Origin of the sequence: Paraburkholderia sp. SG-MS1 (assembly GCF_012275575.1) — a bacterium.
GTDB lineage: Bacteria > Pseudomonadota > Gammaproteobacteria > Burkholderiales > Burkholderiaceae > Paraburkholderia.
Genome location: NZ_NPIH01000238.1, coordinates 46,225 through 66,562 on the forward strand (window position 1 = coordinate 46,225; position 20,338 = coordinate 66,562).

Consider the following 20,338-nt stretch of genomic DNA (forward strand, 5'->3'; position numbering starts at 1 on the left):
CTGAGGCGGCCGGTGTTGCAACCAACCCGGCGCCCATTGATGAGTCGAAAACCCGCTATGTTTGAAAAAATCCTCATTGCCAATCGTGGCGAGATCGCGCTTCGTATCCAGCGCGCCTGCCGCGAACTCGGCGTCAAGACGGTCGTCGTCTATTCGGAAGCCGACAAGGAAGCCAAGTACGTGAAGCTCGCCGACGAGGCGGTCTGTATCGGCCCGGCGCCTTCGAACCTCAGCTATCTGAACATGCCCGCGCTGATCAGCGCGGCCGAAGTGACCGACGCCGAAGCGATCCACCCTGGCTACGGCTTCCTGTCGGAGAACGCCGACTTCGCCGAGCGTGTCGAGCAGTCCGGCTTCACGTTCATCGGCCCGCGTCCGGAAACGATCCGGATGATGGGCGACAAGGTCACGGCCAAGCAGACCATGATCAAGACCGGCGTGCCTTGCGTGCCGGGTTCGGAAGGCGCATTGCCGGAAGATCCGAAAGAAATCGTGAAGATTGCCCGCCAGGTCGGCTACCCGGTCATCATCAAGGCCGCCGGCGGCGGCGGTGGCCGGGGCATGCGTGTGGTGCACACGGAAGCGGCGCTGGTCAACGCGGTCAACATGACCCGGGAAGAAGCCGGCCGCGCGTTCGGGAACCCGCAGGTCTACATGGAGAAATTCCTGGAGAACCCGCGGCACATCGAAATCCAGGTGCTGTCCGACTCGTTCAAGAACGCCATCTGGCTCGGCGAGCGCGACTGCTCGATGCAGCGACGCCACCAGAAGGTGATCGAGGAAGCGCCGGCGCCGGGTATCGCGCGCCGTCTGATCGACCGCATCGGCGACCGTTGCGCGGATGCCTGCAAGAAGATGGGCTATCTGGGCGCGGGCACGTTTGAGTTTCTGTACGAAAACGGCGAGTTCTATTTCATCGAAATGAATACGCGCGTGCAGGTCGAGCATCCGGTGACCGAACTGATCACGGGCGTCGACATCGTGCAGGAACAGATCCGCATCGCGGCCGGCGAGAAGCTCGCTTTCCGTCAGCGCGACATCGTGTTCAAGGGCCATGCGATCGAATGCCGGATCAACGCCGAAGATCCGTTCAAGTTCATTCCGTCGCCGGGTCGTTTGACTTCGTGGCACATGCCGGGCGGTCCCGGCATCCGCGTCGATTCGCACGCGTACAACGGCTATTTCGTTCCGCCGAACTATGATTCGATGATAGGCAAGCTGATCGCTTACGGCGCAACCCGCGAGCAGGCGATCAAGCGCATGCGCATCGCGCTCTCGGAGATGGTAGTCGAAGGCATTCAGACCAACATCCCGCTGCACCGCGAACTGATGCTGGACGCGAAGTTCGTCGAAGGCGGCACCAGCATCCACTACCTCGAAAACCGGTTGGCCGCGAAGCTGCAGGCCGCACCGGAAGAAGCGTAAGTCATGAGCTACCGGGAACTGATCGCCGAGCTGGCTCGCGAGCACGCGGAGGAATTTTCCGACGCGCTGCTCGAGCTGGGCGCGTTGTCCGTATCGGTCGAAGACGCCGACGCCGACACGCCCGACGAACAGCCGCTGTTCGGCGAGCCCGGTCTCACGCCGGATCGCACGGCCTGGCAGCGTTCGCGCGTGATCGCGCTGCTCGCGCCGGAACACGAGCCGGCGGTGTTGCTGACCGCCGCGTCGAACGAAATCGGGCTGGAAAGCGCGCCGTCGTTCACCGTGCGGGAAGTCGAGGAACAGGATTGGGTGCGGCTCACGCAGTCGCAGTTCGATCCGATTCCGATCGGCGAACGCATCTGGGTCGTGCCGTCGTGGCACGATGCGCCGGACCCCGAAGCACTCGTGCTGGAACTGGACCCAGGTCTCGCGTTCGGCACGGGCAGCCATCCGACCACGCGTCTGTGCATGGAGTGGCTGGAGCAATCGGTCAAGCCCGAGCAGTCCGTGCTCGATTACGGCTGCGGCTCCGGCATTCTCGCGATCCTCGCGAAGAAGTGCGGCGCGAATCCGGTGTACGGCATCGACATCGACCCGCAGGCGGTCGAGTCGGCGCGTCACAACAGCGAGCGCAACCGGGCCGAAGTCACCTACGGTTTGCCCGACGAATGTCCCATCGGCGAGTTCGATATCGTGGTTGCCAACATCCTGTCCAACCCGCTCAAGTTGATGGCGTCGATGCTCTCGTCGAAGGTCAAGCCGGGCGGCCGGATCGCGTTGTCCGGCATTCTGGCGCGGCAGGCCGATGAAGTCGCGCAGGTCTACGCGCGCTGGATCGACATCGGCGTGTGGCGCGAACACGAAGGTTGGGTATGTCTCACGGGAACGCGCCGCGAAAGCCATTAGAATAGGGCGTATTGTCCAACCATCGGCCTCCTGGCTTAACGGCTCAATATGCTCCTGGCGACGCGTTGCCCCTTCTGCGAAACCGTCTTCCGTCTGCAACCGGCGCAGCTCGCGCAGCGCCGCGGGCTTGTGCGCTGCGGGCATTGCCACGAAGTATTCGACGCGTCGAGCAGCCTGTTCGACGTCACCGGAGGCGGTGACTTCTCCACCGCCAAACCGGTCGCGGCTGCGGCGGCAATCGAGGCGCTGTCGGGCGTGCGTCAGAAAGACCCCGACTTCAGCGCCGAAGCGTGGGACCCGGGGGCGCCCGCGCCCGAGGCATCCATCGACAACCGTCTGCTGCACCAGACCGGCAATGTGCCGCTCGCGCCCGTCTCGACCGACGCGGGCGCCGCGCCCACACCCGATCAACCCGTCGATCCGGAACTGCCGGCCGACGCCTTCAGCAAGCCCCTGCCCCACGACGACGAACCCGTGCTGGCCGACGCGCCGCTCGACCCCTACGCGTACCAGGCCAACGACGAGCCGCCCGCAGAAGAAGCGCCGCGGGTCTGGCACAAGACCGACCGCGTGACCGAACCGGCCCTCGGTGAGGCGGCGAGCTTGCATGGCATCGCCGACAATGAACCGCATTTCGGCACCTCGGGCTTAGGCGCCGCCGCGGATCTGGGCGCTGCCCGTTTCGGCGCAGCCACGACTGCGGGTGCGGGCGGTTCAGGCGCGGGCGGTCCCGGCATCGGTGGCCCGGCTCCGGCCGCATCCGGCGGTGAACCCTTCTCCGTCAACCCCGTGAACGACGGCAGCGACCCTTTCCCGGTCGTGCGCGAAACCCGTCCCGCCGACGCGCGGCGCATGGGCCGGGCGATTGCCGCATCGATCCTGGGGCTGATACTGGTTTTCGTGCTGCTCGCGCAACTCGCATGGTGGCAGCGGGAAACGGTGCAGGTGTATCTGCCGCGCACGCAGACGCTGTACGTGAAGGTTTGCTCGTATCTCGGCTGCCAGCTGACGCCGCCGCACGACATCGACGGTTTGCAGGTCGAACCATCCGATCTGCGGCAGATCGACGGCCCGCACAAGCTCGAACTGAAGATGCCGCTGCACAACCGCTACGGCATCGCGCTCGCCTATCCCGCCATCGAACTCACGCTGCTCGACGACCAGAACAACGTGGCTGTGCGGCGCGTGCTGTGGCCGCAAGACTATGTGCCGCCGGGCACGGCGATCGCAGCCGGCCTGCCGGCGCACACGACGCAAACCATGATCGTGCATCTCGACACGGGCACGGCGGTCGCCTCCAATTTCCGCGTACAGATCTTCTATCCGTAACGCACCCTCGCGCGCCCGGCCATGACTGGGCGCTTTCACCGTCATTACTGACGAATTTTCGGAGCACAACAACATGAGTCAAGTCACGCTGGGTGGCAACCCGATCGAAGTAGCCGGCACGTTCCCGTCGGTGGGCCAGAGCGCAGCCGCTTTCTCGCTGGTCGGCAAGGATCTGAAGCCGCTGACGCTCGCCGATTTCGCGGGCAAGCGCAAGGTGCTGAACATCGTTCCGAGCCTCGACACGCCGACCTGCGCCACCTCGACCCGCAAGTTCAACGAAGCGGCCGCGAAGCTGACCAACACGGCTGTGATCGTCGTGTCGGGCGATCTGCCGTTCGCCGCGTCGCGCTTCTGCACGACTGAAGGCATCGAGAACGTCGTCACGGCCTCGACGTTCCGCGGCCATGAGTTCGCGCAAGCATATGGCGTCGACGTGACGAGCGGCCCGCTGACGGGCCTGACCGCGCGCGCCGTGGTGGTGATCGACGAGAACGACAAGGTCGTGCACGCCGAGCTGGTCGGCGAAATCAAGAACGAGCCGAACTACGACGCAGCACTCGCCGCGCTGAAGTAAAACCCTCGCGCACGAGCCCGGCGCCGCGCCTTGTGCGCGGCGTTGTCGCATCGTCGCGCGCCCACTCCCAATCGCACTTTTACAGGAACGCTCGCCTTGGCTACGCTCATTTGCGGCTCGCTCGCCTACGACAACATCATGACTTTCGAAGGGCGGTTCCGGGAGCACATCCTGCCGGAGCAGGTCCACATCCTGAACGTGAGCTTTCTCGTGCCGACCATGCGCCGCGAGTTCGGTGGCTGCGCGGGCAACATCGCTTACGCGCTGCATCTTCTCGGCGGCGACGCGCGCATCATGGGCACGCTCGGCGCAGTGGACGCGCAGCGCTACGTCGAGCGCTTCGAGCAGCTCGGGCTGTCGACTGAAAGCGTGCTCGTCGTGCCGGACACCTACACGGCCCAGGCGATGATCACCACCGACCTGGAAAACAATCAGATCACCGCGTTCCATCCGGGCGCGATGATGCAGTCGCATCTGAACCGCGCTGACAAAGCGAAAGGCATCACGCTCGGCATCGTGGGACCGGACGGCTACGACGGCATGATCCAGCATTCGGAACACCTGGCGGCCGCCGGCGTGCCGTTCATCTTCGATCCGGGCCAAGGCTTGCCGCTCTTCGACGGCGCTACACTGCGGCGCATGATTGAACTTGCCACGTACGTAGCTGTCAACGATTACGAAGCCAAGCTGGTGAGCAACAAGACCGGCTGGTCGATCGAAGAGATCGCCGGCAAGGTGGAAGCGTTGATCGTCACACTCGGCGAACAGGGTGCACAGATCCATCATGCTGGCGGTGTCGAAAGCATTCCGGCAGTCGAGGCGAAGCAAGTGCTCGATCCCACCGGCTGCGGCGATGCTTTCCGCGGCGGCTTGCTGTACGGTATCGAGAACAAGCTTGGCTGGGCCACCACTGGACGCCTCGCGAGTCTGATGGGTGCCTTGAAAATCGAGCAGCAAGGCCCACAAAACTATGCGCCCACCCGGGCGGAGATCAACGAACGGTTCGCGCAGGCATTCGGTTACAGCCTGCCTTGATACCGAGAGCTATGGGAGTTAGGGAATGAGAACAACGAGTCGCCTGATCGTCGCTACGCTGATCGCCGGTTCGCTGGCCATGTCGGGGTGCGCGAGCAACAGCAGTTCTCCAAACGTGTTTACGGCGTCGCAGGCACAGCGCGAACAGACGGTCCGCATGGGTACCGTCGACAGCGTACGCGCTGTACGCATCAGCTCGAATAACGGCCAGCCGAGCGGCTTGGGCGCGGTCGGTGGCGGCGCTCTAGGCGCACTGGCCGGCAGCACGATCGGCGGCGGCCGCGGCTCGGTCGCCACGGGCATCATCGGCGGCATAGGCGGTGCGGTGGCCGGCAATGCCATCGAAAACAGCGTCGCGATGCGCGACGGCGTCGAGATCACCGTGCGACTCGACAATGGCGACATGCGCGCCATCACCCAAACCACCACCGGCGAAATCTTCCGCGCGGGCGACCGCGTGCGGCTTCTCTCCAGCGGCGGCGTCACGCGCGTCACGCACTAACTCAAGCTTTCCCTCTCGCGCGGTCGGCTGACACGCCGCTGCGACGACCTCAGACGCATGCTCTCCCCTGTGCATGCGTCTCTTTTCGCTTGCAGCTCTTCCCACCGAAACACTCTCCGCCCATCCTCAGTCGATCGCGAACGGGCTCGTCAAAACGCCGGGCAAAAAAAATCCCGCCGCCGGAAACCGGCAACGGGACCCTGACCAAGTAGCGCTTGCCACTGCTTCAGCGCCACTCGATCATCGGACACATCGTGCGACGTGCCGAAGTATTTCTACTGCTTATCCACTGCTTACGGACGGCTGCCCGTCGGGAACGGCCATGCCGCTGCCGGGTTCAGCGCGGTCTTCACCGTCGCCGCCGGTGCGCTCGAGACAGAAGTCGCTGCGGGTGCAGGCGCTGCCTTCTTGGCGACAGCCTTCTTCGCAGGAGCAGCCTTCTTCGCAGGAGCAGCCGCCTTCTTCGCAGCAGCCTTCTTGGCAGGCGCAGCCTTTTTAGCGGCAGCCTTTTTCGCAGGCGCAGCCTTTTTAGCAGCAGCCTTTTTCGCGGGCGCAGCCTTCTTCGCAGCAGCCTTCTTGGCCGGTGCCGCCTTCTTCGCCGCGGCCTTCTTCGCCGGTGCTACCTTCTTCGCTGCAACCTTCTTCACCGCGGCTTTCTTGGCCGGTGCTGCTTTCTTCGCCGCGACCTTCTTCACAGCAACTTTCTTCGCGGCGACTTTCTTCGCTGCAACCTTCTTGGCCGGCGCAGCTTTCTTCGCTGCAACCTTCTTAGCCGGTGCTGCCTTCTTCGCTGCAACCTTCTTCACTGCGACTTTCTTGGCAGCGACTTTCTTTGCCGGAGCAGCTTTCTTAGCCGGAGCAGCCTTCTTTGCTGCGACCTTCTTTGCTGCGGGCTTCTTAGCGGCGGCTTTCTTTGCAGTTGCCATCATTTTCTCCTTCAGGTTTTCAGATGAGAGTCAGTTCAAACTACACCCTTCGTCAAAACCCGCTTCCCGCGGACGCTTCTCAGGGCGCGCGCTACGAAGCGGGCTATTCATCGGCGTACGCAGATGCCGCGCGCTTACGCTAATGAATGCGGTAAGGCGCGCCGTGCCACAAGGCACCGCGCGCCAGATCTGGTCGGCGTTCAAGCGGAACGCCGGCAATTGCTTGATCGAGCCGCTGGCGGCGTCGCCAGCGGCTTTTTCCGGGGGGAAGTCTGCCCATCCCACTGAAGGGTTCGCAAAGTGCCTGTCATGTTTGTGGGCCGCTAAGGCACCGGGCACGCTTTGCATCAGGCGGTTCTGCTCCTAACCAAAATTGCCGCAGCCGAAGCTGGCGGCATCCCCATCGATGAATGCATCTGCGACACGAACCCGGATCACTCCCAGGTCAGCGCGCCGCCAGTTTGATATTCAATCACTCGTGTCTCGAAGAAGTTGCGTTCCTTCTTCAGGTCGATCATCTCGCTCATCCACGGGAACGGGTTTTCCTCGTTCGGGTACAGCGGATCGAGACCGATCTGCTGGCAACGACGGTTGCAGATGAAGCGCAAATAGCTCTTGAACATCGACGCATTGAGGCCGAGCACCCCGCGCGGCATCGTGTCTTCTGCGTAACGGTATTCGAGTTCGACCGCCTGCTGGAAGATCTCGCGGATTTCCGCGCGGAACTCAGCCGTCCAGAGCTGCGGGTTTTCGAGTTTGATCTGGTTGATCAGGTCGATGCCGAAATTGCAGTGCATCGACTCGTCGCGCAGGATGTACTGGTATTGCTCCGCCGCGCCGGTCATCTTGTTCTGGCGGCCGAGCGCCAGGATTTGTGTAAAGCCGACGTAGAAGAACAGGCCTTCCATCACACAGGCGAACACGATCAGCGAGCGCAGCAGAGTCTGGTCTGTCTCGAGCGTGCCGGTCTTGAAGCCCGGATCGGTCAGCACGTTGATGTACGGAATCAGGAATTCGTCTTTCGCGCGGATCGAGGTGACCTCGTGATACGCGTTGAAGATTTCGCCTTCGTCGAGGCCCAGCGATTCGACGATGTACTGGTAAGCGTGCGTGTGGATCGCCTCTTCGAACGCCTGGCGCAGCAGGAACTGGCGGCATTCGGGCGCCGTGATGTGACGGTAGGTACCCAGCACGATGTTGTTGGCGGCCAGCGAGTCGGCCGTCACGAAGAAGCCCAGGTTGCGCTTGACGATGCGGCGCTCGTCTTCGGTCAGACCGTTCGGGTCTTTCCACAAGGCGATGTCGCGCGACATGTTCACTTCTTGCGGCATCCAGTGGTTGGCGCAACCAGCCAGATACTTTTCCCAGGCCCACTTGTACTTGAACGGCACCAACTGATTGACGTCGGTCTGGCCGTTGATGATGCGTTTGTCGGCGACATTGACCCGCGCTTCCGAAACGGCAGCCGTTCCAGCAGCGTGAGCGACGGCGATGTCGTTTTCGAAAACGTCTTGAGCCGCGAAAACGTTTCGAGCCGAGGGAGCATGAGGAGCGGAACGCGTTCCGATTTGCGAACCGACAGCCGATCCCGCCGCGTTGCGCAACGCATTCTGTTGCGCGCCGCTCGAGGGAGTTACGGCAGTGATCTCGTCATCCCAGTTGAGCATAAATGTCACCATCAATTTAGAACGGTTTGTACCATCTTTTCACGAGCGATAAAAGACTTCGTTCGCGAAAAATCCTGTTTTCGATTCGCGTTGCTACGTTCATACAACACTTTGTTCAACAGACTGTGTGCGACGCTTCGAGTGAAGCGTGTTGAACGTGTGTCGTCGACGTGCTTCGCGAGCTCGAAGAGCAACGCGTCGAAGCGACATTTCGCTGCTCTATCTATCTGTATCGCGGAGTGTGCTTGCAGCGTCTTGCGCTTGCCGACTGCTGCCTCGCATTGGCCACTTCGTCGGCGTGAGCGAGGTGAAGTTCAATGCCATGTCGAACGATGCATGCGGCCACCTGGTTGAGCGGTCCATCGTTCGAAGCCGTTTGCTGAGCGCGCTGTGCCGCGCGCTTCGTCTGATGCCGCCGACTGCCGAGCCCCGCTCTGCTGCCAGGTCTTTCGCTTCATGTCTTCAGTTTGCTGCGTCTTCCGTTCCCTGCACTGGCGTCGATGAGCGGCTCGGCGTCGATCGCGTCACCTTCGTTTCACCTGCATCGGCCACTCGATCGAAGTTGGACCGCTCATCGACTTCACTTCTGCCGCACCTCGGTCAGGTGCGCGGATCACTGCATGCGGGTCATCAACTACGACCCGTCAGCAAGCAGCGATCCTGCTGTTTGCCGCGCACTTACTGGCATTGTGGCCGGTCAAGGCCGCGGAAACTTCGGGCCAATTCTACGTCTAGTAACGCTCACAGACATACGCGTCTCCTTTAGAAAAACCGATTCGTAAACATCAACGGTTGATAGGGGGAAAACGGCTCGCGAACTTTACGGAAGTCTACCAGCCAAGCTCGCACAAGAAAAGTCAAACACACCAAATATTGTGCTTGACTACCATCACAAACCCCATATTTGGTGTTTTTTCAACAGGAAAATGAGCCTCTGGGCAGTTCAGTCGCGCCCTTCATCGAAGGACGAATAGCGTAGTGCCCACGCTCGCAATCGCGCCAGCCTAAGAGCTGGTCGAGAGAAAAATTCTTGGCGGGACCGCACCATACCGGCTACACAGGCATACGGCAAGCCGTTGAGACGACTCGGTCGCAGATGAAGTCGCGTCCGGCTATGAAGGGAATGCCCTCGTCTGCGAGATTGCCCCCAAAGGTCACCGCAGCATGCCCGCATCGGCAGACAGACGTATAGCAATGTCAAGACATTGAGCCTCCGCTGAGGGCGCCCCAGATTTGTAGTCGGAGGAGGGATTGGCAATGTTTGCTCGCGACGCGCGTCGTTAGGTCGCTGCCCACAGCTTGTGCAAGCAGGTCGAACAGCTTTCTCTCAAACGGCAGATCACCATGGTCGCAGTAGCGATCGCATGTTGCGCTAGGCGCTTCGCGAAGCAACTCTCGGACGACGTCCGCCCCGCGTAAGCCCGAGATGACTCAGCGCAACTGCAAATCGCTACTACCCCACGGCAAGGCCGCGACTGACCATCCTCGCCATCCACTGACCGCCTGTGGCCATCAGAGTCTGCGAATCCGGACGCTGAAAACGGGATTTGCTTTCGCAGCCCCTCGGCCGCTCATGAGGTAAAAGGATACCCGCACCCCTCCTGCGAAGCGGAGATCGGCCGTCCCGCCACAGGATTCAAAAATCAGATTCGCGGAAGGTTGGTCCGGTACCGTAAGAGTCCAAGAGTCTCTTACACGTGGCTGCGCCACGGCCCCGGAACTAATGATAGTTCGCGCTCGAGATCCGAGATCGCGCGCACACCGTCGCTCTGTTTTGCGATGAGTCGCAGGATTCGAACTAGATCCCGCGTACGCGCGGCGGCCAGCGCAATGTCTGTCGCTCGCCAACTCGATTGCATGCACGCATCGGCGACGTCATCAAGGGTGTGCAGATGATCCCTTCCAAATCCCATAGTAGGCTGGCCGCGTCGGCGACAGCGTGGTCCGGGTAGCCGAAGTACCTTCGGCGGCACTCCAACCTGCTGACCAACAGCCCGAACTGTCGTTCCCGAGCCGTGCCGATAGTCGAGAATTCCAGTCGGCCAGAACTTCCGGCAAAGCTAGGCCCCTACCTCTGGCTTCGGCGGCTGAACCGGTACTCGACATCACTTAACACGTCATGCTCCAAGAACGAAAGACGCAGTTCGTAGGGAAGTAGTGGCTGAAAGAAGTGGACGATGTCGCCAAGTGAGTCTGCGGTGTCCGCGTCAAATCCCGGAGCCTCGTGCACCGACCCGGCGTGGGGTGCCAGCGCCGCACGCTCCTCGTTCCATAGGCCTTCGACGTAAGGCTCATATTTGAAATCGTGGAAGTACACGCAGGACGAGGCTGCGTGCAACTGCAGCTTGTTGAGTGCCATGACATCGTTGAGGTCCCGTACCAGCACGCGTCCCTCGCGCGCGCGCTTCACGCGATAACACGCGTCGTCCACCAAGAGGAGACTCAGATCCGGTCCAAGCGGATAGCTGAGCATCAGACCCGGTGTGTCGTAGCCCAAAACTCCGCGTGACTTGACCCTCCCGAAGAAGGCGTTGTGGAGCACCACTGGGGAGTCCCCGAAAATAAAGGGGCGATTGGTTCGGTTTTCCAGCAGCAACGGGTGGAGATCCATGAGAGCCTTGGAGGCTGCGATGGACATCTCCATCTCCACGGCCTGCGCATGCGCAGGGTTGGCGGACATCGACTCAGCCTCCTTTAATCTTTCCGTCCGCTGGTCCTCGGTCAGGGATTCATCATTGGCGATTTCCACGCTAAGAAAGAGTTGAAGCATCTTGTCATGCATCGGCTTGCTCCCCTGACGAGCCGCATCCGTTCTTGACCGCTGCAGGGTGAGCCAGACGAACAGGTTGTCGACATGCTCAGGGGGGATGTCCATCGGGTTGTGCTGCTCTGCAAGTGCACGAAGCGCCAGGCTGCTCTCCGCCTCGATTCGACCTAGCAAGGCTTCAATGTCATCTGAACCATAGAACCAATCTTTACTCGCCTGCGCTTTAATCGAAGCCGTACGGATGGCCTTCCCGCTAGTTCTCGGTAGCGCACAGATGCTTCTCTCGTTCAGTGAAAATCTACGAAAATAGAACTGAGGCACGAAGTGATGATTCTTACGCTTCGACATGCGGCCCCGTCGACTCTGGCATGGACACTCTGTCGATCTGTACGGTTGGGATGTACCTCCCCTGGTCCCAGTCATAGAGCTGGATACACCCGACCGCATTGAGCCGATGTCCAAGTCCTACGGCGAAAATGGCCGGCGCCTTAATGAAGAGGTGCATCCGCTGCAGTTGATGGCGCCCACGGAACTCGGTCAATGCGATTTTTGCTTCGCTCACGGCCGTATTCAGGCTTGCGATGTCCGTAACGACACCCGACGACACCAGAGATAGCTTCGGTGAGTTGCTCAGTCCGAAGGCGCTGGCATTGGCCACAACGTCAGCATTCGAGCCGTTCGGAAAGCTGATAGAAGCAACCCCCTCCACACCCTGCGTTAATGGCGCATCCTCGCTGACCGTGAAAAACGATCCTGGCGCTTTGTCGTGCACCGAGGTGTCGTACAGGTGGTCGTTGTGGTCCAGCGTGAGGGTGAAGTTGCGCGTCGCCGAGAAGCAGTAGCCCAGCAGGCAAGCGAGTGACATCCGGTGCTTTGCCGACAGCCGCACCCCGCGACGCCTACGGCTCGCGTGAAGGAAATCTCCAACCTCGCCCAAGTGCTGCTGCAGTTGGAGCCACGCCGTTTGGCCAAGCCTTCCCCGCTCTGGCCCGTTGAACATCGAGACATCCAAGGCGAGAGGACCAAGCTCGAATCCAACGGGCGCAAGATGAAGGTCAGACGGCGTAACCCGCCATTCGTCGGTCACGCTTGGCGCATAGTCCACGAGCGCTGCTTCGAGGTCCCTGCGAGTGACGATACCGTTGACCGAGGTGTCGACCAATTCCTTGCACTTCGCCCGGAAAGCTTTGGTCTCCCGCCGGCTCATGTTCAAGCTGGGTAGATGCTCTTCCAGCCTGGTACCAAAGCCGGCATCGACGTTGTCGTCCCGGTACTGAACGAACGATACCCGATCGAGCACGAAGCGCGCCATCTCAGGCGTCTGCCCGAGATTCACGATGGTGTCCAGAATGTCGGCTTCGGCTGTTGCTCGAATGCCAGAGTCGGCGTTGAGCGCTACTGCGGGGCCTCGGTACCGGTTCAGCTTTCCGAAGAAGGGCTGGTACTCTCGAACGAAGTCGCCGCAGAGCAGCACGAACTGCACATACTCGGTAGGCGATTTCTCGTGCAGCGTCCGAAAATGAGCAACCTCCGCCCAGAGTTCGGACTTCGTCAACTGGTGGCGTTTTGCTTCATACAACACGCAGTACGTTCCGCCGCCTGGCCGGAAGTAGCGAATCTCAACATCTCCCAGCAGCTCGCTGATAGCCAGGCTGAAAGCCCCTTGGGCGAGGAAGCGCGGAATGTGCTCAAGCAAGAACGCGTCCTGATACTCGAAGCCGTTTCGGGCCACCACGCCGCCAGTGGCTTGGCGATCAAAGAGCGCTGAGTTCATAAGCTGCCTTCAAAAACCAAAGTCGACCGCGCAAAGGAGCCGTCTGGGAGATAGGTGTGCGCACTGCCCTCTAGCTCATCCCGGCGCGAAAGCTTGAAGACGAGCAGGACCGCAAAATTTGCTCCGACGCGCACGTCCTTCACGATATCCCGCATCGACTGGTGGTCCGTCGTGCTGGGCTGCACCGAGAAGCTCGGGTGCGAGTGCCACTCGCCGAGGTAATTGAACCGAGCGTAGTCGTGTCCGGACTGTCGAAAGAACGTCGCGAGGGCACGCAACGCTGACTGAGTTTCCCTAATAAAGCTCGCGAAACGCCCTCCACCTTGGATGGTCAGATGCCGGACAGCGAAATGGCCCGGGCCTACGTGCTCTCCCATCAAGACGCCACCGCATTCGTCAGTTCCAGCGGCCTTGAGCGCCTTGCGCAGCGTCCGCTGCACGTCTGGCGGAATGCTGACCGTTAACATTATTACTTCGCGCCGAACACGGTGATGAGTTCTTTCAACGCCGACACCGATTCCTGTGAGTCAGCTGGTTCCTCAAGACCTTCCACGGCGCGCGGGCAAGCAATCGGGTGCGTGTCGAAAGGTGCCTCAAAAATCCAAGCCTTCTGGTAACCAAACAGATAGGCAGGGTTGGGAAATCGAGGTGCCTCCGCGCCCACTAGGGCGTCGATGGCGAACTGCGTCAACGACGCCGACAGAGCGCTCACCTCCGCGTCGCCGGCAACGAACACCTCGTCATCCACTTCTGCATCGTAGGCTTGCTCATGCTGGAAGGGCGCTTCTGGCATGCCGGCGAGGTATGCATGAATGGCACCGCGGATTTCCAATGGGTCCGCGTCGAAGCCGGGCAGGCTGCGCGCCATGAGAGATCCAATGCCTCCGGCGAACACTTCGCCCCAGACGACTGGAACCTTGCGCCGCGTACAGATAGCCGCTATGGACGAGAACACCTTCGGGCTCGCCGTGGCATCGATGACGAGGTCGCACGCTGCGATTTGCTCGAGCACCGTCGCATTGTAGGAGGAACTCTCCTGGCCGGCGAAGCGGAACGTGCGGCACGCTACCTCCGCAGCGGGGCGAATCAACTGGATTGTGTTTTGGACGGCGTCCACCTTGTCGTAGCCCATCGACGACCAATCCAGTTGATTGCGCGTCAGATTCGATGGCTTGAAGATGTCGTCGTCGATGAGCAGAAAGCGCGTTATGCCAGAACGCGCCAACGACACGGCGACTTTGCTGCCTACAGAACCGAGGCCAACAATCGCCACCTTCTTCTGCGCCAAGGTCGCATTGCGCACCGGCTGCCTGACCTGGCCCTTGTCGGCGCAATCCACAGGGAAGTAGTCGCAGGCCGTCCTCCCGTCGGTGTTCGCGGCAACCGCAATGGGCCGAAGCCGAAGTTGTTCATCCGCCAGCAGCAGGAAGCCCGATTGCAGTTCGTCATTCGGCCATGGCCAGCATCCCTTTGCCCTCAAGAACTCTCGAAGAACAGCTTGGTCCTTGACGACCGTGGGCAACGAAGCCCACTCGTCGCACCAGACGACAAACCCCTTTCGAATCCACGATGAAGCCGCAGCGGGGTCAGAAAGCTCCTTGGGGACGCCCAAATCCGTGGGTAGCGCCTCATCACCGAGCTGGGTTGCCACCGCAACGAACTCTGGCCGTCGATGCAACGTCCCTACCGCAAGAGCAATGGGCGACGAGCGAGGTGAAGCTTCGAGCGCTGCCTGCAGTTGCTCCGTGATCAGGAACCGCAGGTACTCGTATCGCACACGTTGCCCAAGTGTCAACTCATGCCGTGACGGCGCAGCCAGACCGATGACAGGTCCGAACTTCTCGTATGCCAACAGCTTGTGGGCGCTGACTACAAGGTCAGCGCCCGTCACGCCTGGGTGCCAGTTGTCCGGTCCCCACTCAAGGCAGAGCGTGCCCGTCGACGGGTATTGATGCGCACTCCATGACTCATCAGGCTTGCGCGGCCGCACATACGCCGGCGCGTGAGGGAACAGAGCCGGGTAAACCAAGACCGCCTCATGCACCTTGTCGTTAACCGTGATGTCGAAGTCAACACAGACGTCCTTGGTCTCGGTGAAACCCCATTCCAGCTTGGTCAGCCACCCTGAAGTTCCCGCGAGCTCATCCAGCCCGCGGGTCTCCGCGCGCATCCGAATTGGTTCTTCGAACAGCAGTCGCATCAGGCAAATCCAGCCGGCTTGTTCGGAGGCACTACGGCGATAGCTGGAAAAGCCAAGCCAATACCGGGAGTGGCCGTGACTGTGGGACGCAACATGCTTGCCTTCTGGGCAGCCTTGCGGAATCGGTCACCAAAGACCCGCTGCCAGAGGGGCAAGGCCTTGTCTTCATCGGTTTCCCGCTGGGCGCGACGCACAAGGGCGGCATGAGCTTCAGCCATGTCGTAGAACCGCTTGAACTCTTCCGGCTTGACTCGCGAAAACACGTTGTTGCCCGGGACGCTGGGGTCCTCCAGGTGAGGTACTTGACCGGATTGGACGGCCCACACGTACTCGTCGCGAATTGCCTCGAGGAACTTGGCGAACAAGTCTTCGTAGCTGGTCATCTTGTAGTCCATGTGCTTGGCGACGAGCGTCTCCAGGATGAACCCCTTCGGGCGCTTAAGGTGCGGAAGGTTCTCGCGACGCCACCACTTCACCAGCTTCACAAGGGGAACGAAGTTGCCGTTGGCCTGCTTGTTCACACCACTGGCCCACTGGTTATGTCCCATCGGATTGGTGACCAGCCACTGCTCCTCGCTCTTGTCCGCAATGAGCCAACCGCCCACTTCCCAAGGACTGGGAATGACCGGCACGACGTCCATCTCCACCGAGCCTAGGGAGACACAAATGGACCGGCGGTTCGCCTCAACCTCCGCGTATCCCAGGGACCTCACCGCCTTACGGAGGGTGCCGATAACAACGCTCGGCAGGTCGTACGCCGTGTGGTTCGTGACAACAATGATGTCCACGTCGGGGCGGCGCACTGTACCGTTGGTTTGCCGCGGGCGCAACGCCGTGTTGCGGGCATAAGAGCCGGAGAGGTACGTGTTAACGTGAATATCTTTGTACGTCTCGTGTTTCTGCAGCTTCCCACGTAGGTTCGAGTGCGCGCTGATGCAGACCGACTTGGTCGTCGGGCTGGGCTCAATCTCGGACAAAAAGTCGATGAATTGCTGCTGCGTGGCCACGAGTCGCCTCCCCGGAATTAGCACTCGCGCCGTGCGAGCATCAAACACTATATGTGCGGTTTTTCCAAAGGTCAACACACCACATGTAGCGCTTTAATAGAGTTCTCGTCCTTGCTGGCGTATCACGGTTAGGCGCATATCGAACTTCACTTTCCGTCGGAAAGTCGGTGAAGCGGAGGAACTCGTCGTTCGAGAAGGAACGTTTGAGCGACGGCGACTGACGCCGGGTCGGAGTTGGAGTTGCCAGTTCCTCATCCGTGAAAGCTGCCTTTGACCAGCGTAGCGCTCCGGACCTTGTTTGAGCGCGAAACTTCTAATAGGCGCCATCGCCGGTTTGGTCAGCAGCCGGATCATTAAACAATGACGAGAAATCGCGCTTAAGTTTCGCGCTGAGTTCATGGTTGGGGAAATGCTCTATCGCCGCCGTCCAAACCATCACCGCCGTTACTGCATCACCACTGTTCCAGTGAGCCCCGCCAAGGTCGAACATTGCCACGGCATTGTCTGGGGCGAGCGCAGGTGTTCTCTCGTAGGCATCGATCGCCTCTGGCCATCTGCTAAGGTTGGCGTAAGTCGCGCAAGCTGAAACCAGCTCATGGCATCCGGCTGAACGTTCTGAGCCTGCTCGCGCAGCAGCGGCACGCTTTCGTCAAACCGCCCCAACTCATTGAGCGCAATCGCTAGGCAATACCCGTAATCTCCGCCCGCCAATTCATACGCCGTTCGAAAGCAGCGCTCCGCTTCTACCCAGTCCTCGTCATCTTGCGCCCAGTGGCCTAGCCGATCCCAAGGCAGCGCGGCGTTGTCGGCATCGACGTAGGCGATGTGGCGATCAAATTCCGCACGGAACTCGATGTAGCTCTTGGCGACATCCTCTCCTTGGCCCCGCAGATAGAACATCGCCATGAGAAGTTCCCACCTGCCGGCGGGATCCTCAGGGTTCGCGTTTACATAGCGTTGCCAGAAGGGCACAGCTTGACGGGCGTTTTCCACATTCGTGCGCCCGAAGCCAGAGACCAGACGGCGGCACCATGGCCAAATCCAATGGAAGCGATCAGCCTGAGCCAGTAGGCCATTGATCTCGCGAAATGCTGCACGACCATCGCCAAGGTTGAAAAGGACGTTGGCGCGCCAGCCGTTGACCGCAGAGGTTCGGCCCCGTTTTTGATCGGAGAAGACCACTTGGTCGAGATGGCGCAACGCGTCCTCGTACTTGCCCAGCCTGACACAGTGGGTGCCCAAGGAGTTGTGAGCCTCCGCAAGGTCAGGATCCAACCGTAAAGCTTCGTGGTAGTGATCCACCGCCCGCTCATCGTCGCCAAGCAGCGCGAAACTTGAGCCAAGATTTTTGTGGACCTGAGCTGCTAGTTTGGGAGAGGCATCGAGCGTCGGGTCGGCGAGCGCGGCTTCATAAGCGCACTTTGCCTCCTGCTCGTTACGGAGAGCGTGGAAGGCGTTTCCGATCGTGTAGTGCAGGTCGCCGGCCTGAAGACGATCGTCGGCGAGCCTCGTCCGGAAAAAGCTGATAGCCTCCTCGATCCTCTCGGTTGGCGACACAAGCCATCCATGCCGAGATTGATCTCAGACATGTAACAAATACCCATTTCGTCACTGCCAGCGCCAAAAGCGGCCGCGAATTTGGCGAACCCGGCGCTAATCACCTCGTCTGCGTTCTTCTCGTAGAGTTGCGCAAGCAGCTTGCGCGCTAAGGCCGGGTCCTCGGGAACATGAACGTCCGGAGGAGACTTCAGAACATGATTGGACAAATCCGTCACGGCCACGCCGACTTCGCCTACGCGCCGATCGCGTGACGACTTTGTATCGGCCCGGGCGAGATCCGCGAGCCGGTCAAGGCGCTCGACCGTCAGCTCCTCACCGAAAGGGACTGTCAGCGACTCCTGGTCGGTCCAGTTCGTTCCGCCATGCTCATATTGATGAGCAACACTTTCTGGCGTGCGAATGCGTAAGGAGCCCGTCGGCACGTGATAGGCGACGTAAACGCTGTAAGGCTGCATTAGCAGGTAGTTGAGGTTAGTGCGGCGCACCTCGACACTGAGCGAGCCGTTGGCGTTCAGCGCACTTTCAGTTCCCTTAAGTTGGACGTGAACCCGTGCGTTGGTGGCACGCCCGTCAGCCATCACCTCGATCTGGCAGTCGGTCCCGTAGTCCTTGCGGTCCGTCGCCTGCAGAATGAAAGCGCCACTTTCGTTAAGCCGCATCTGAAAGGCAGCAATTGCCTTGTCCTCGATCTCGTGATTTCGGACGCGACGGGGTAATTCGTCAAAGTGACTCATAAGCCTAGCTTGTTGTGAGCGTTAGGTTTTTCCATTGACGTGGACGATACTTACCAAGTCGATAAAATAGAGTGAGCCCGTTTCACCGTCTTCGAAGAATATCGCGCCGAGTCAGCATCGACGTCGTGCGGGTTATCAAGGAGTGACTTCGTCGCAGCGCATCTGCGGCTGCGCCAAGTACTACCGGCATCGAATGACCACTGCGGAAACAGAATCGGTCTCTCCGCAATTGAAGCAAGCGGCCGATCATCGCCCCATTGCCTGCAACGTTTAAACGCGCGCAGTTCCCGTCACGTAGAGGACCGCCGCCGACCCAGTGGCAAGCGACACGCCGTCAACGACTGGCGAACCATGCGGCTACGCTAAGCACCAATAGACACTCCGTAGCCCCGATCACTTCAAGCACGTCAATGTCGTCCCACCCCGGCAACCAACGCGTCCTCTTGGGATAGCGACCTAGCGTCAGAAACCTGAGCGAAAGTCGTGCGATCACGGCAAGAACGATGGTCGGCACGACGATCTGCAGGACGCGCACCGCAAGCGAAAGCATAGTGTTCATGTAATGGTCGAAACAAGGGGGGCCTCAATGTTTTGATGCGAGTTATGGTATGCGATCTAGGCGCGACTCGGCCGGTAGATCGCCGCCCCAGTTATCGAAAAGGTCCGACCGCATGATCGCGCTCGGATTGGCAGCCGCATCAGGCGGAGAGCGCGTCATGCCGGGACGCAGGAGTCGCCACCATAGGCACGCCGGTCGATTCGTGCTCTCGGGCGCCTTCCAGCACCGTCACATAGCGGCTCAGCGTCTGTTCGAGCGTCGGAAACTCGAAGGCTGAAAGCACCGCGATGGCCGCGTCGCTCTCGAACCTGTGCCATCGCCAGTCTTCCGTGCCTGCCTTCACCACGTACTCGTAACGAAGGTTACGGCGCAGCCGGGGCCACCGCAGGGACCAGCTACCGCTCGGTGTTGCTTCCCGCCAGTGTCCAGAAAGCGGGACCTCGAGCACGTGGCTGGGCTCGAAAGTATGTCGACCTTCATCGACGACGAACAATCGCAGCCGCTCAGCCGGGATATCTGTGGATCCCGAAGCGAGAAACCGGTCGATGATTGCCTGGATTGCAGTTGCTTCGTTATAGACGCGCAGGTTGCTCTCGTGGGGATGCGCAAGCAGCAACGCGACGTTAGTGTCCCCTGACCGTTGGCGTAGCAGTCGTGATGTCCAGTAGACCACAGCGGGTTGCGCGCCGTGCGGCGCGAAATAATGCGGCTCGAACCCTCGCCGGGTGTAACGCGCGTGCGAACCGGCCATGAGCGTCGACTCCGGCATGGTGCGCCATTGTCCATCGAGGTCCAGTATTTCGATATCGCTTTTGGGAATTCCATCCCGCGACCAGTCTTGCTGAGGCTCTCGCGGCGACGTCTGCCAGTAGAGCCAGGCGGTTTCAACCAGGAAATCGTCGTCCGCCCGCTGAAAGCCGTTGAAGAACGGATGATTGTCGCGCACGCGCTGCAGCACATGCATTTCACTCCATAGCCGGAAGCCGATTCGGCTCTTCGCGGCTTCCAGATTTTTCCAGAATGAAATGCGAAAGATCGATTGCCCCTGGGCAAGGGTCTGCTCGGCATCAACAAGCGGCTCGTGCTGCCACGGTCCCGCCTCGTCGCTGCTCCATCGGCGTGCGCGCAACATGTCACCGTGCATCCGGAGATGTGTCAGCCAAGAATCGTAACGATAGACGTAGCTCATGCGATTCGGTTTGAGAAAAATACGATGGGACGTGCGCGTAAGGGGGCCGCGCGCCGGCAATGCACGTGCAATCGTATGACATGTCGAAGTTGCAGGAAAGGGACGTTGTCTTGCGACTCTCGATTGCTGAGGCGGCTACCCACACACTCATTTTCGATAAACATTAAAAAATAAATTCGCCTAT

General features: G+C 60.5%; 18 protein-coding genes. 6 read left to right on the forward strand and 12 right to left on the reverse strand.

Annotated features, from left to right (window positions below; all coding sequences use genetic code 11):
- Window positions 1-57: 57 nt before the first annotated feature.
- From accC to CIC12_RS22975, 6 genes are all read left to right on the forward strand, one after another.
- Window positions 58-1,425, forward strand: a complete 1,368-nt coding sequence (gene accC / locus CIC12_RS22950; RefSeq protein WP_042320854.1) for an acetyl-CoA carboxylase biotin carboxylase subunit — start codon at window positions 58-60, stop codon at window positions 1,423-1,425.
- Window positions 1,426-1,428: 3 nt separating this feature from the next.
- Complete coding sequence (prmA, locus tag CIC12_RS22955) at window positions 1,429-2,331, forward strand: 50S ribosomal protein L11 methyltransferase (protein ID WP_168667270.1); 903 nt, start codon at window positions 1,429-1,431, stop codon at window positions 2,329-2,331.
- Between the two features lie 48 nt (window positions 2,332-2,379).
- The gene (locus tag CIC12_RS22960; protein WP_168667272.1) at window positions 2,380-3,660 is read left to right on the forward strand and encodes a zinc-ribbon and DUF3426 domain-containing protein; all 1,281 of its coding nucleotides are present in this window, start codon (window positions 2,380-2,382) and stop codon (window positions 3,658-3,660) included.
- 73 nt (window positions 3,661-3,733) lie between these two features.
- Entirely contained in the window at window positions 3,734-4,234 is a 501-nt protein-coding gene (gene tpx, locus CIC12_RS22965; protein ID WP_168667274.1) for a thiol peroxidase, read from the forward strand.
- A 96-nt stretch (window positions 4,235-4,330) separates the two neighbouring features.
- Window positions 4,331-5,269: a carbohydrate kinase family protein gene (locus tag CIC12_RS22970; RefSeq protein ID WP_168667276.1), complete on the forward strand. Its 939-nt coding sequence runs from the start codon at window positions 4,331-4,333 to the stop codon at window positions 5,267-5,269.
- A gap of 25 nt (window positions 5,270-5,294) precedes the next feature.
- The gene (locus tag CIC12_RS22975; protein ID WP_168667277.1) at window positions 5,295-5,771 is read left to right on the forward strand and encodes a glycine zipper 2TM domain-containing protein; all 477 of its coding nucleotides are present in this window, start codon (window positions 5,295-5,297) and stop codon (window positions 5,769-5,771) included.
- Between the two features lie 293 nt (window positions 5,772-6,064).
- Here CIC12_RS22975 and CIC12_RS22980 read toward each other — a convergent pair whose 3' ends face one another.
- From CIC12_RS22980 to CIC12_RS23030, 12 genes are all read right to left on the reverse strand, one after another.
- Entirely contained in the window at window positions 6,065-6,697 is a 633-nt protein-coding gene (locus tag CIC12_RS22980; protein WP_168667278.1) for a histone H1-like DNA-binding protein, read from the reverse strand.
- Between the two features lie 30 nt (window positions 6,698-6,727).
- Entirely contained in the window at window positions 6,728-7,045 is a 318-nt protein-coding gene (locus CIC12_RS22985; RefSeq protein ID WP_121315743.1) for a hypothetical protein, read from the reverse strand.
- A gap of 86 nt (window positions 7,046-7,131) precedes the next feature.
- Window positions 7,132-8,364, reverse strand: coding sequence for a ribonucleotide-diphosphate reductase subunit beta (locus CIC12_RS22990; RefSeq protein ID WP_168667279.1), 1,233 nt, complete (start codon window positions 8,362-8,364; stop codon window positions 7,132-7,134).
- Window positions 8,365-10,432: 2,068 nt separating this feature from the next.
- Entirely contained in the window at window positions 10,433-11,479 is a 1,047-nt protein-coding gene (locus tag CIC12_RS22995; RefSeq protein ID WP_168667280.1) for a DUF4238 domain-containing protein, read from the reverse strand.
- Window positions 11,466-12,905, reverse strand: a complete 1,440-nt coding sequence (gene cap4 / locus CIC12_RS23000; protein ID WP_168667281.1) for a CD-NTase-associated endodeoxyribonuclease Cap4 — start codon at window positions 12,903-12,905, stop codon at window positions 11,466-11,468. The genes CIC12_RS22995 and cap4 overlap by 14 nt, the downstream gene beginning before the upstream one ends.
- Entirely contained in the window at window positions 12,902-13,372 is a 471-nt protein-coding gene (locus CIC12_RS23005) for a Mov34/MPN/PAD-1 family protein (RefSeq protein WP_168667283.1), read from the reverse strand. Before CIC12_RS23005 ends, cap4 begins: the two co-directional genes overlap by 4 nt.
- A 2-nt stretch (window positions 13,373-13,374) precedes the next feature.
- Window positions 13,375-15,105 carry a ThiF family adenylyltransferase gene (locus tag CIC12_RS23010; RefSeq protein ID WP_168667285.1) on the reverse strand — a complete coding sequence of 577 codons (1,731 nt, stop codon included), beginning with the start codon at window positions 15,103-15,105 and terminating at the stop codon, window positions 13,375-13,377.
- Complete coding sequence (locus CIC12_RS23015) at window positions 15,105-16,112, reverse strand: nucleotidyltransferase (protein WP_168667287.1); 1,008 nt, start codon at window positions 16,110-16,112, stop codon at window positions 15,105-15,107. Before CIC12_RS23015 ends, CIC12_RS23010 begins: the two co-directional genes overlap by 1 nt.
- Window positions 16,113-16,556: 444 nt before the next feature.
- On the reverse strand, window positions 16,557-17,588 hold the full coding sequence (locus tag CIC12_RS33305; RefSeq protein WP_342030561.1) for a tetratricopeptide repeat protein: 1,032 nt from the start codon (window positions 17,586-17,588) through the stop codon (window positions 16,557-16,559).
- A complete protein-coding gene (locus CIC12_RS33310; protein WP_238812820.1) occupies window positions 17,477-18,406 on the reverse strand; it encodes a DUF4365 domain-containing protein in 930 nt (309 codons plus the stop codon). The genes CIC12_RS33305 and CIC12_RS33310 overlap by 112 nt, the downstream gene beginning before the upstream one ends.
- A 334-nt stretch (window positions 18,407-18,740) precedes the next feature.
- On the reverse strand, window positions 18,741-18,965 hold the full coding sequence (locus tag CIC12_RS23025; RefSeq protein WP_168667289.1) for a hypothetical protein: 225 nt from the start codon (window positions 18,963-18,965) through the stop codon (window positions 18,741-18,743).
- 139 nt (window positions 18,966-19,104) lie between these two features.
- Complete coding sequence (locus CIC12_RS23030; RefSeq protein ID WP_168667291.1) at window positions 19,105-20,154, reverse strand: hypothetical protein; 1,050 nt, start codon at window positions 20,152-20,154, stop codon at window positions 19,105-19,107.
- Window positions 20,155-20,338 lie beyond the last annotated feature (184 nt).